Source organism: Psychrobacter sp. Rd 27.2, assembly GCF_001921755.1.
Classification (GTDB): Bacteria; Pseudomonadota; Gammaproteobacteria; order Pseudomonadales; family Moraxellaceae; genus Psychrobacter; species Psychrobacter celer.
Genome location: NZ_MRYB01000002.1, coordinates 145899 through 158040, shown reverse-complemented (window position 1 = coordinate 158040; position 12142 = coordinate 145899). Strand labels below are relative to the sequence as shown.

At 46.9% G+C, this 12142-nt stretch carries 11 protein-coding genes; 6 read left to right on the top strand and 5 right to left on the bottom strand.

Features of this window, described 5'->3' with window-relative positions; translation table 11 throughout:
- Window positions 1–77: 77 nt before the first annotated feature.
- From BTV99_RS02980 to BTV99_RS02970, 3 genes are all read right to left on the bottom strand, one after another.
- A complete protein-coding gene (locus BTV99_RS02980) occupies window positions 78–407 on the bottom strand; it encodes a hypothetical protein (protein WP_075100882.1) in 330 nt (109 codons plus the stop codon).
- A 292-nt stretch (window positions 408–699) separates the two neighbouring features.
- Window positions 700–1071, bottom strand: coding sequence for an MliC family protein (locus BTV99_RS02975; protein ID WP_075100881.1), 372 nt, complete (start codon window positions 1069–1071; stop codon window positions 700–702).
- 176 nt (window positions 1072–1247) lie between these two features.
- Window positions 1248–2192, bottom strand: a complete 945-nt coding sequence (locus BTV99_RS02970; protein WP_075100880.1) for a DMT family transporter — start codon at window positions 2190–2192, stop codon at window positions 1248–1250.
- Window positions 2193–2268: 76 nt separating this feature from the next.
- Between BTV99_RS02970 and BTV99_RS02965 the strand changes: the two genes are divergently transcribed.
- Window positions 2269–2952, top strand: coding sequence for a DUF421 domain-containing protein (locus tag BTV99_RS02965; RefSeq protein ID WP_075100879.1), 684 nt, complete (start codon window positions 2269–2271; stop codon window positions 2950–2952).
- Between the two features lie 45 nt (window positions 2953–2997).
- Here the strand turns inward: BTV99_RS02965 and BTV99_RS02960 are convergent, their stop codons facing one another.
- Window positions 2998–3597, bottom strand: a complete 600-nt coding sequence (locus tag BTV99_RS02960) for an AAA family ATPase (protein ID WP_075100878.1) — start codon at window positions 3595–3597, stop codon at window positions 2998–3000.
- Window positions 3548–4291, bottom strand: coding sequence for a nicotinamide riboside transporter PnuC (gene pnuC, locus BTV99_RS02955; RefSeq protein WP_075100877.1), 744 nt, complete (start codon window positions 4289–4291; stop codon window positions 3548–3550). The genes BTV99_RS02960 and pnuC overlap by 50 nt, the downstream gene beginning before the upstream one ends.
- 285 nt (window positions 4292–4576) lie before the next feature.
- Between pnuC and BTV99_RS02950 the strand changes: the two genes are divergently transcribed.
- From BTV99_RS02950 to dnaX, 5 genes are all read left to right on the top strand, one after another.
- Window positions 4577–5722 (top strand): beta-ketoacyl-ACP synthase III, encoded by a 1146-nt coding sequence (locus tag BTV99_RS02950; protein ID WP_075100876.1) that lies wholly within the window; start codon window positions 4577–4579, stop codon window positions 5720–5722.
- A gap of 270 nt (window positions 5723–5992) precedes the next feature.
- Entirely contained in the window at window positions 5993–7084 is a 1092-nt protein-coding gene (gene prfA, locus BTV99_RS02945; protein WP_075100875.1) for a peptide chain release factor 1, read from the top strand.
- Window positions 7085–7197: 113 nt separating this feature from the next.
- Window positions 7198–8736 carry a lysine--tRNA ligase gene (gene lysS / locus BTV99_RS02940; protein ID WP_075100874.1) on the top strand — a complete coding sequence of 513 codons (1539 nt, stop codon included), beginning with the start codon at window positions 7198–7200 and terminating at the stop codon, window positions 8734–8736.
- Window positions 8737–8911: 175 nt separating this feature from the next.
- Window positions 8912–10171: a hypothetical protein gene (locus BTV99_RS02935; protein WP_075100873.1), complete on the top strand. Its 1260-nt coding sequence runs from the start codon at window positions 8912–8914 to the stop codon at window positions 10169–10171.
- A gap of 69 nt (window positions 10172–10240) precedes the next feature.
- On the top strand, window positions 10241–12076 hold the full coding sequence (gene dnaX, locus BTV99_RS02930; protein ID WP_075100872.1) for a DNA polymerase III subunit gamma/tau: 1836 nt from the start codon (window positions 10241–10243) through the stop codon (window positions 12074–12076).
- Window positions 12077–12142: the final 66 nt, after the last annotated feature.

Sequence of the window (12142 nt, the reverse complement as noted above, 5' to 3'; positions counted from 1 at the left end):
TAAACTCGAGGGTTTTACGATGCAAGGTGATGGGTAGGTCGGCATGACATAACGGACATCCCCATCACTACGCTTGGCTAATGACCGATATTCTCTGTCAGTACGCCCATACTATGCAAAATAAAGGCAATGACTGCGAGTGCTACGATAAATGGGGTAAATATCCAAATCACAATATTGATCAGCAATGAAGGTAACAAACCATTAAACAGCTCAGTGTTTGGGGCAAAAAAATTCATCATCGCATCGACGGCCCGTTTGGCAATGGGAAAAAGTACGGTACTCAGGGCCAGTATATAGACATATTTACTAAAACTGGGATCACTTAGCAGTACCATAAAGTAAAAACTGACAAAAAAAGCAACGCCTAATGCCCAGCATTTGATAGTGTAGCTTAAATGAGTCATAGGAGCCTCCCATATATTCTGATGGATACGTAATAGACGCGTCGTAATATATTTATTAATTAGAATATATTATATGTTATATATCGAATATATAAGAGAAGTCAATCATTTTTTATCAAAAAGCACCGTAAAGCCACGTTTTTTTAGGGCGTGGATGTCAGGTATCAGTCATTGTCTCCCAACATTGGGATTGTCTTGATTGCGGTTGGTACAACAAAAAAGAGCCAGTAGCTTCACTACTGACTCTCATCATTCATAAGTGTATTAGCCAAACACTATTTTTAGTCAATACCTATAGTTGGCAGTTGACCTGATATTGTTGACCATTGTCTGAGGTGATGGTCATGATGCCAAAGTCTGCTTTGGTCTGCCAGTCATAGGTGGTCTTTGGGTTTACATTGTTTACGTAACGTGCGCCAGAGCCTGATACTGCTTGCTCTAGCGTGATTTTTGCGTCTTGTAGACCTACTTTTGGCAAGGTGAGGTTTAGATTGGCCGCTTGACCGTCCGCTGCATAAGTAGCAGTAACCATACCGTTATCTTCACAGGTAAATGATTGAACGACTGGCTTGGCAGCAGTGGTTGGGGCGGTAGTGGTCGGAGCGTTGGTCGCACAAGCGGCTAACAAAACGGCAAAAGGAGCAACAGCAAGTAACTTTTTCATAAACGATATTCCTCAAGTTGGTAAGTGAATGTGAGTTGTTATACTGAGCAATATGATACATGCTCAAATGTAATTTCGTGTTGTGGTTAGAGTTTACTAAGGTAATTGTTTCTGTCTTTTTCGTGATTTGCTAAGTCCTGATCGGTTAAGTGATTGAGCGATATTTGGTTTTTTGTTTACACTGTTTTTTTATTTAAGATAAACACCAGTACTGCCCCTAAGATGACTATACTGGCGATCAGAAAGTTGAGCGTCAGCTGCTCGGATAAAAACACCATGCCTAATATCGCCGCTAGGATAGGGGTGCAGAGCTGTACGACTGCGGCTTGGGAGTTTTTTAATAGTGGTATGGCCATATACCAGATACTATAGCCCAGCCCTGAGGCTAGCGCCCCTGACGCACAGGCCAATAAGACGCCTTCGATACTAATGTGATCGAGACGAATGTTTGGTATGCCAAAGGTGCTAAGGGCTGTCAGTGAGATGATAAAGAGGACTGGGACGGCCACCAAGCTTCTGATGAAGTTAAACCCTGTCGCGCGCAGCGGTGAGACGCAAGACTTGCCTCGTATGCTATATATGCCCCAAGCGCCGCCGCTGATGGCCATGAGTATCGCCGCGGTGGGTGAGGGCACGGTGGCTGATGGCAACATCAAGTAAACCAACCCCGCCACAGCGACAATAAACGCCAACCACTGCCAAGCGCTTAACTGCTCTTTTTGATAAATCCCCCAGCCAATCATCGTCAGCTGTACTGCCGAAAACAAAATCAGCGCGCCTGTGCCTGTATCTAATGCTGTATATGCAATCGAAAAACACAGCGCATAAACCACCAGGCTGATGCTACTTATCCAGCTACCTCTATCTTGTAAAATAGCGTCATCAGTCGCGGTATTTAGATGTAGATTTTTTTGACGTGACATTTGTTGACATGGTTTTTGCTGATGCAGCCAGTAGGTGTGCACCGACATCACCACCGCCAAGCTCATCGCGGCACTCAGCAGGCGAAGGGTGGTGAAACTCCAAGCATCGATATAGCCCTCCGCCAGCGCCATCCTACAAAATAAAGAGTTTGCGGCAAACGCAATTAACGCGACTATGGTATAAAACGTGGCTTTCAAAAATAATTCCTACAGTGATTGACGCAAGTTTTGCATAAAATAGAGCGTTATTAAAAATAACAACAAGGAACCATTTATGGATTGGGCGAGTATTTTTATTCATGATACCACGTGGGCATTTGTCCTAGAGATATTGGTACGTGTGACTGTGATGTTTGTACTGATTATTACGTTCTTGCGCTTTACGGGTAAGCGCGGCGTCCGTCAGTTGTCTATCTTTGAGCTGACTATCATTTTGTCATTAGGCTCTATCGCTGGCGACCCGATGTTTACTGAGGATTTACCGATCATCCAAGCGGTGCTGATTATGAGTACCGTCATCTTGCTGTATCGCTTGTGTACGTGGGCGATGATGAAGTTTCAGCCGTTTGAAAATTTGCTAGAAGGAAAATCGCTGTATATCGTAGAAGATGGGATGCTGGTGCTCGATAAAATCAAAAAAGGCAAGATGTCGCACGATGAGTTTTTTGCTGAGATGCGTCAGCAGGGCGTGGAGCATCTGGGGCAAGTGCGTACCGGCCTGCTAGAAACCGATGGCAATTTTAGCGTCTTATTATACCCACCTGAGCAAACAGGCTACGGTATGCCGCTTTTTCCTAAGCAGTATCAGCCAGTTGAGCAGGTGGAGTCAGGCGTGCATTATGCTTGCATGTACTGCGGTTATATCGAGCATATCACAAACCCTGATCAAATATGCTCGCGCTGTCAGAACAACTGCAAAAACTGGGCAAAAGCGCTCAATAGCCAGATTGTCAGATAAGGAATACCAGTCATTGCTTTTATTAAAATAGCCTAAGCAAAAAAATTACACATAATCAAAATTGTTTAACCACTCTACTACCTGCATAACACGAGCTTGCCTATCACCACCAATACGTCTAAATGACTTGTGATGGATACTAAGCTGATCCGCAAAGTAGGCACTAATCTCTTCACGCTCATGCGGCGCATCGCGCAAGTCGTCGGCGACCCACGGCGTATCAACCTCAGTCAGTAGTATCAAGTCATAATGATGCGCCAGTGCCGCTTGAGTTAGGGCAAGAGGGCAGTCGCCATAGTACCAGTTTGAATAAACCATCAGCTCAAACAAGCTGGTATCACAGAACACATAACGCTGGCCGGCAGGTAGCTGTGCCGCTTGCATTGCGCGTTTGTTTTCTAACTCAATCTGACCTTGTGCGATAGGCAATAAATCCTCCCACGTACAGGTCAGCTGCTCGTTATCCCATTTGGCTTGTAGGTAAGTGCGCATATACTCTGGCACCCAAGGACTGGCAAAATGCGCCGCCAGATCTCGGCACAACGTGGTCTTGCCAGTGCTTTCAGCACCCAATACTGCGACATTGATGACGGATTTAGGCGTATGCTGTTTGAGGTTGTTTGCGATAGCGTTGTTGCCATTCATAATAAGCCCAGATTGCGATCAGAGTGAAGACTACGTATTGTAGTGCAGTAAAGGTGAGACCTTTATAAAAGTATAGCGGTACGGAGATGGCATCGGCGACGATCCACAATAGCCAGTGCTCAATTTTGCGCCGTGCCATCAGCCACATCGCCATCAAAAACAGCGCCGTGGTCAGCATGTCGGTGTAGTCGACCCACGTAAATAACTGTAGTCCCAGCACAGTACCCTCAAAGCTAAAGCCATTGTTTATCACGGGGCGAAAGTAATACACCAGTGCCACAAAGGCCATGGTGGCAGTGGCCAGACTCGCTAATATGGGCAAATCTTTTGCGCTTAGCCGCTCAACTTGAATGGCGCTCTCAGCCTCCTTGAGCGCGCGGTCTTGCTGGCTGGTAGGGTTGATATGGTCTGAAACGGTGTTGTTTGCTTTGTTTTTTGACCAATTAATCCAGCCGTATAGGCTCATTACGGTATAATAAGCATTGATAAACATATCGCCAAACAGCTGCCACTTCCATAGGAGGTAGACAAATATGGCGGTACTAATCAGGCCGATGGGGAAAACAAGGATGTTGGTTTTGCTGGCGAGCATGACGCTGGCTACGCCAAATACCACCGCAATCAGCTCTAAAGCGATAAATAGAGCGGAGTAGTCAGCGTATTGTCCAAACAACCAGTTAAAAATCTCTACCATTAGTATTCCTAAATATAAACGCTTTGACTGTTTGCGAGCGCTCAATAGTCGCATATCACGCCCTGAGCCTCGTAATTATAGCGTAGATGCCCACAAATAAAGGCCGTCTTTGCTTATTTTTCGTCACAAATGCATTATTTGTAACAAAGTATTAGAAAAATAATAATATTCAGGCATAATAAAGGCTCTGATTTTAAGTTTACAGTTATTCACCGAAATCAAAACATCCTTATTTTCACTTTTACGCTTATCCAAGCACTACCGCAGTAGACAAGGAAGCTTATTATGACGACTTGTATCACGGGCACCGGCCTATACGTTCCTCCTTATAGCATCAGCAATGAAGAGCTGGTGGCTTCATTTAACCAGTATGTCGAAAACTACAACAACGAGCATGCTGACGAGATCGCAGCAGAGACTGTGACCGCACTGCAGCCTTCCTCAGCTGCGTTTATCGAAAAAGTATCTGGCATCAAATCACGCTATGTCATGGAAAAAGACGGGATCTTAGATCCTGAAATCATGGCACCTGTGATTCCTTATCGTCAGCTTGGCGAAGAGCTATCAGTCATGGCTGAGATGGGCGCCGCCGCACTAAAAGACGCTTTAGCGGACGCAGGGTTAGAGCCTAACGACTTGGACGGTATCATCCTTGCTTGCTCAAACTTTCAGCGCACGTATCCGGCAGTCGCCATCGAGATTCAGAACGAAATCGGCATGGTAGGCGGTTTTGCTTACGATATGAACGTTGCTTGTAGTGCCGCGACGTTTGGGTTATCACAAGCCCACGGTTCTATCATCTCAGGTCTGGCCAAACGTGTGGCTGTGGTAAACGTCGAGATTACCTCAGCGCATTTAAACTGGCGCAACCGTGATAGTCATTTTATCTTTGGTGATGTGGCGACGGCGTCTATCGTCGAAGAGCTAGAGACGCCTAAAGGTTATGAGATTATCAACTCAAAACTGTTTACTCAGTTTTCGACCAACATCAAAAACGAGTACGGCTTTATGGATCGCTCCGAGTTTTTGGCAGCGCAGACTGAGATGTATCCTGATATCAAAGAGCCTGTCACGGATAAGCTGTTTTTACAAAACGGTCGTAAAGTGTTCCGTGAGGTCTGTCCAAAGGTATCAGAGATTATCACTGAGCACCTGCATGACAACGAGCTACAAGCAAGCGACATTAAGATGATGTGGCTGCACCAAGCCAATGCCAATATGCTAGATCTTATCTTGCGCACGGTAGTGGGGCGTGACGCGGACAAAGCCATTGTGCCAAGCGTCATCGATGAGTTTGCCAATACCAGCTCAGCCAGTCCGATGATTGTCTTCCATCGCTACAAAGACAAGCTGGCATCAGGTGATTTGGGTGTAATTTGCTCATTTGGCGCAGGTTACTCGATCGGCTCGGTGCTGGTGCGCAAGGTATAGACGGCAGCGATACCGCTAGCACGGCGGCTGATAGTTGCTGTTACCTGTTGTTCACTACCGACAACAACAAAAAATAGCTAAGAGCAATCTTGGCTATTTTTTTATGTCAGTAGGATATGGTATCAAGCTGTTGATTTCTATCACTTCTGCTCGGCCGCACAGGCGGTAATTTATGAGTATAATAGGCAGATTGCTGACAGGTTTTAATTTAAACGGAAAAATTTGCTATAATCACTCTCTTATTCCCCTCATTTGATTAAAAGTCCTTTTATGAAAGAATCCTTACGCCTGCGTTTAGACCAGATGGTAGACCGTTATGAAGAGGTCACCGCCTTATTATCCGATCCTAGTGTCATCAGTGACAATAATAAATTTCGTGAGCTGTCTGTTGAGCATAGTGACTTGATGGACATCACCACGTTATGGCAGAACTATGGGCGTGCAGAAACCGATCAAGCAGATGCTGAGGCGATGCTGGCTGATGCCACTGATCCTGACATGAAAGAGATGCTGATCGATGAGATCGACAGCGCTCGTGAAACCATCGCTGAGATGGAAGAAGCGCTCAACGTCATGATGCTGCCCAAAGACCCGAATGATAAGGTGCCAGCCTTTTTGGAGATTCGCGCTGGGACGGGCGGCGATGAAGCGGCGATTTTCTCTGGTGACTTGTTCCGTATGTACCAAAAGTATGCCCAAAACCAAGGCTGGACTGTTGAGGTGCTATCGGCAAATGAGGGCGAGCACGGCGGCTACAAAGAAATCATCACCCGTGTTTCAGGCACCGGCGTCTATGGGCGCCTAAAGTTTGAGTCAGGCGCGCATCGTGTCCAGCGTGTACCAGAAACAGAAAGCCAAGGCCGCGTCCACACCTCTGCGTGTACGGTGGCTGTCATGCCAGAAGTTGAGATTGATGATACAGTAGATATCAATCCTGCTGATATCAAGATGGATACGTATCGCTCAAGTGGCGCAGGTGGTCAGCACGTCAACACCACCGACTCAGCGGTGCGCTTAACGCACATACCGACAGGCGTGGTGGCAGAGTGTCAGCAAGAGCGTAGCCAGCACAAAAACCGCGCAAAAGCGATGCAAATGCTGATCTCACGTATTCAGCAGGCCAAAGTACAAGCACAGGTCGATACGGCAGATGAGATGCGTCGTGACCTCGTCGGTAGCGGCGATCGTAGTGAGCGTATCCGCACCTATAACTTCCCGCAAGGGCGGATGACCGACCACCGCATCAACCTAACTCTCTATAAGCTCGATTCCATCATGGAAGGCGATTTAGATGAGCTACTTGATGCGCTACTGCGTGAGCACCAAGCAGACTTGATGGCCAGTATCGGTGGCGGCGATTAATAGCCGAGCGTCGCAAAGATTGATAAGTACCATCTAAACAGGCAGTGTTCTTAGCTGCCCTACTATTATTTTTATGTTTTTTATTTCATTACCTAATCATTTTGAGAAGTATTATGTCAAAGCACAATAATCAAAGCCAAGAGCAAGCGCCCACATTAGAAGAATCCAATGAGCTGATTGCCCAACTGCAAGCCAAGCTAGACGCTATCACAGAGTCGGGCAAGCCGGCGTATCCAAACACCTTTAAACGCACAGATTACGCCAAAGATTTGCAAACCGCCTTTGAAGGTATCTCAAAACAAGAAATCGAAGACAACGTCGCAAAAGGCGAAAAAACTCAGGTCAATGTGGCAGGCCGCGTCATGTTGAACCGCGGCGCGTTTATTGTCATTCAAGATATGACGGGTCGTATTCAGCTATATGTCGCTCGTAAAGAGCTGGATCCAGAAACACTTGCCACCATCAAATCATTGGATTTGGGTGATATCGTTGGGGTGTCAGGCTATATCGGACGCTCGGGTAAAGGCGACTTATACGTCCATATCGAAGAGTTTACGTTATTGACCAAGTCGCTACGCCCGATGCCAAACAAATTCCATGGCCTCGCCGATGTAGAGGCGCGCTATCGCAATCGCCACCTTGACTTGATGACCAATGAGACCACACGTGATACCTTTATGGTTCGCAGTCAAGTGATCAGTGGTATTCGCAAGTTTATGCTGGGTGAGCGTTTTATGGAAGTAGAAACGCCGATGATGCATCCCATCCCAGGTGGCGCAGTGGCGCGTCCATTTGTAACGCATCATAACGCGCTAGATATGCCGTTATATTTACGCATTGCTCCTGAGCTTTATCTAAAGCGCTTAGTGGTCGGTGGTTTTGAGAAAGTGTTTGAGATCAACCGTAGCTTCCGTAATGAAGGGGTGTCGACCCGTCATAACCCTGAATTCACTATGATTGAATTTTATCAAGCCTATGCTGATTATCATGATTTGATGGATTTGACCGAGCGTTTATTTAACGAATTAGCGATGGATATCTTGGGTACCACAGAGATTACTTATCAAGGAGAAGCCATCAGCCTAAAAGCGCCATTTGTGCGTCTGTCTATGTCTGATGCGATTGCCAAATACGCCGAAAACTTCGACATGTCACGCATCAATGACCGTGACTATCTGGCAGAGTATGTATCAACAACGCTCAAACAACCAGTCAAAGACGTGTTTGGTGTGGGTAAACTACAAACCATTATCTTTGAAGAAACGGCCGAGCATCAACTACGTCAGCCAACCTTTATCACTGAGTACCCAGCTGAGACCTCACCGCTGGCGCGCCGCAGCGATGACAATCCAGAAATCACCGATCGCTTTGAGCTGTTCATCGGTGGCCGCGAATTGGCCAATGGCTTTAGTGAGCTTAACGACCCAGCAGACCAAGCAGAACGTTTCCACGGTCAGGTCGCCGAAAAAGACGCGGGCGACGACGAAGCCATGCATTTCGATGAAGAATATATCGAAGCTTTGTCTTATGGCTTGCCACCGACTGCCGGTGAAGGTATCGGTATCGACCGTTTGGTGATGCTGTTTACAGATTCGGCGAGTATTCGTGATGTGATCTTGTTCCCACATATGCGCCGCAAGCTAGAAAGCTAGAAAGCTAGAAATATGCCGCGCGCTTAGCGGCTAAAAAACAAGCGAAAAAGGCTTTGCTTGCCATCAATCTGTGCTGAGACTAAACTAAACATAAGCAGGTTTTTCTACTTTTGTAAGTTTTTTTACTTTTAAGGAATGGGCTCAAAATTTTAGAGCGCACATTTATAGGGATATTATGGATACTCAGCAAGCTGCCTCTTCAGTTTGGCAACAGATGGTTCAGCAAAGCTTTTTGTCATTGTATGAAGCTGCAAACGATGACGTACATATCTCTGATCGGTTTCAGGGGTATGATTTTGTCTTTGAGTTCTCTGACGCGCGTATTTATTTACTGACCAATGATGTCATGAAGCAAGCAAGTCAGCATGACATCGATAGCAGCCAAGTTCGCGAGTGGCGAAAAGAAGTCGTCAATCAGCTGATAAAGCGCCATGCAGCGCTTTATCAAAAAAACGATAAATCTCTGACAAATAGCGATGCCCAGAGGGATAAAGCCGTTTACTTCATCGGTCTGACGTCGCTTGCAGTCCAGCACCATGCTGGCCGTGCAGAGGCGCCGACTTATGCCATTGGTTATGAGTACGGCAGTCAGTTTTTTGCTGAAGACTGCGTGCTAGATTTGGATGACGAGCAAAGCGTCCTGCAGGTTTTTAGTTATCAAAACTTTATCGATATCTTGCGGCAACTGGTAACGCCAAGTGATTTGACCACTTTTTTAGACTTTCATCGTCGTCAGTTGACGAGTTTTGAATCCTTTCAAGATGAGTCAACGCTGCTGGCGGGGTTTTTGCAGTCGCCAGATTTTCATCAAAGAGCCATCGCTGTACAAGAGCAATTGGTCAAGTATGAGCTGATTGATCAGATTGAGCCGCGTTTACTTAAGGCCACAGAGCCTGGGCAGACGGATTTTGCGGCGGCCCTAATGGCAGAGATTCAAAAAAACACGGGCATGTGGTATAAGCTGTTCAATAGTTTGGTCAAAGACGCTTATGAGGCGCAGCGCCCGCTACCAAAAGCGCAGGTCGATACATTGGTTGATGAATCGATGTATACTTACGCGTGTTTGATAGAAAAAATCCTCGCTTATAGAACCATGGATCAAGACTCACGCTGGAATGGCTATGTCCGCCACGAGCACTCTTATAGGGTGTTTGGTTGTCATTATCTGATGGTGTTTTATGCCCAAGATCCTCATAGCTCGCTAAGCGCCGAGCAGGTGCGCGGCGCACATCAAGATCTGTTGGCGGAGCTCAATGCACAAATGCAAATGCCTGTGATGGAGGATTTGTTTTTGATCGGTGTCGAGTTTAGACCCTGCGAGGACAGCGTAAACACTGAGGTGCATTTGGATGCGTTTTATCAAAGTGGTGCGCTCATCGATGCAAACACTCAGCGCTTATACCAGCAGCTGGCACAGCTAAAAGCCCAGTTATAAATCAGGCGGGCTGTTGATCGCTGGGCGGATGCGCTATTTATCTTTGTATTATTCAAATTGGCATTTATTATGACGCAGCAATATCAAGTTTTAGCTCGCAAATATCGTCCAAAAAACTTTCACGAGTTGATTGGACAAACGCACGTCTCGCAAGCATTGATTAATGCGATAGATTATAACCGTCTGCATCACGCCTATCTGTTTACGGGGACGCGCGGGGTGGGTAAGACGACGATTGCGCGTATCTTATCAAAATGTCTGAACTGCGATACGGGTGTGACGAGCACGCCTTGCGGTGTGTGTGATAACTGTGTGGCCATCGATCAGGGACGTTTTATTGACCTAATTGAAATTGATGCGGCCTCTCGTACCAAAGTCGAAGACACCCGTGAGCTATTGGACAATGTCCCTTATGCGCCAAGCCAAGGGCGCTACAAAGTGTACTTGATTGATGAAGTGCACATGCTATCGACCCACAGTTTTAATGCCTTATTAAAAACATTAGAAGAGCCGCCCGAGCACGTCAAGTTTTTGCTGGCGACCACTGATCCACAAAAACTACCGATCACTATCATCTCACGCTGCTTGCAGTTTGTACTGCGTCCCTTGCCGCAGACGCTACTTAGTGAGCATTTGGCAAACATCTTGACCAAAGAGCATGTGGCTTATACTCAGCCTGCGCTTTGGCAGTTGGCCAGTGCTGCCAAAGGCTCAGTGCGCGACGCTTTGTCACTGACCGATCAGGCCATCGCGTTTGGTCAAGGTGGCCTTGATGATGCGACTGTCAATGCCATGCTTGGGTTAATTGATTCAGCTGACTTGGTTCGTCTTATCACCGATATCTATAACCATGATAAGCCTGCTGTCGCTGCCCACATTGAGCAGATGCGCGCTCAGATGGTCGATGCAACCAGCATGTTTGATGGGCTCGCTGAGCTGTTGCATCAATTGGCTTTGACGCAGCTGTTGCCTCAAGTGGCACTCAACGTTAATGAAGTACAAGCGCAAGATATTCATACCCTAGCGCAGCATATCAGCCCCGATGTGCTGCAGCTGTATTATGAAATCGTTGTGCAAGCGCGTGAAGGGGTCAAGCTTGCCAGTACACCCATGCAGGCGCTTGAGATGTGTCTACTGCGTCTACTGGCGTTTCGTCCGCTCGCAGCTGATGAGGTGCTGACAGAAACCCCTCCTACGCTGCCGCAGCCGCCTAGTGAGGTGAAAGATGCACCGACAGCTTCTACGGCTGAGTATAATGTCTCAGCAGTACCGCTGCCAGATGATAATGTAGATTATCAACATAATCTTAGTCAGCAATTGCCGTCAGCTGCTTATGACCCTGAACCGATTTCAGAGCCTGAACCAATAGCAGAGCCTGAACCAATAGCAGAGCCTGAACCAATAGCAGAGCCTGAACCAATAGCAGAGCCTGACGGAAATGATTCTCAATTGACTATGACGGCGGATGATCCTCGCACGTTATTGCGTTGCCCGCCACAGGAGCTGACTGGCGAGTGGACGCCAGACAAATGGGATTATTGGCTACAGACCGCTCGCGAGGCTGAGAGCTTGGCGCAAGACGAGCTAGCATTGGCGCGTCAGGGCATGATGACTGGGCTGTGCAATGGCAAATCGACCTTTGTGACCAGTGTGGACAGCCGCCATTTACAAGCCACCTTTCAACACTTAGCGGCAAAACTGCAGCAGCAGTTTGAGCAAGCCGAGATTGACCTAAAAATCGACAGCAGTGTCATGCAGGCTGAAGACAAGACCCCAGAGCGCCGTCAACAAAAGCGTATGGTGCAAGCAAAGTCACTGGCAGAAACCAAATTGCTTAACACCCCTGTGATGCAGTACCTCCTCGAGCGCGGCGAAGGTAAAATGGGTAAGGTTCAGCTATACTAAACAGTCAAATTTTTTTATATTAAAACCGATTAACTATCTATATAGCTACTAGACACAATTACTATC

Coding starts and splice junctions, on each gene's coding strand:
- BTV99_RS02965 (WP_075100879.1), top strand. CDS start 2,269: ATGGATTGGGCGAGTATTTTTATTCATGATACCACGTGGGCATTTGTC.
- BTV99_RS02975 (WP_075100881.1), bottom strand. CDS start 1,071: ATGAAAAAGTTACTTGCTGTTGCTCCTTTTGCCGTTTTGTTAGCCGCT.
- BTV99_RS02935 (WP_075100873.1), top strand. CDS start 8,912: ATGGATACTCAGCAAGCTGCCTCTTCAGTTTGGCAACAGATGGTTCAG.
- dnaX (WP_075100872.1), top strand. CDS start 10,241: ATGACGCAGCAATATCAAGTTTTAGCTCGCAAATATCGTCCAAAAAAC.
- BTV99_RS02950 (WP_075100876.1), top strand. CDS start 4,577: ATGACGACTTGTATCACGGGCACCGGCCTATACGTTCCTCCTTATAGC.
- BTV99_RS02960 (WP_075100878.1), bottom strand. CDS start 3,597: ATGAATGGCAACAACGCTATCGCAAACAACCTCAAACAGCATACGCCT.
- prfA (WP_075100875.1), top strand. CDS start 5,993: ATGAAAGAATCCTTACGCCTGCGTTTAGACCAGATGGTAGACCGTTAT.
- BTV99_RS02980 (WP_075100882.1), bottom strand. CDS start 407: ATGACTCATTTAAGCTACACTATCAAATGCTGGGCATTAGGCGTTGCT.
- pnuC (WP_075100877.1), bottom strand. CDS start 4,291: ATGGTAGAGATTTTTAACTGGTTGTTTGGACAATACGCTGACTACTCC.
- lysS (WP_075100874.1), top strand. CDS start 7,198: ATGTCAAAGCACAATAATCAAAGCCAAGAGCAAGCGCCCACATTAGAA.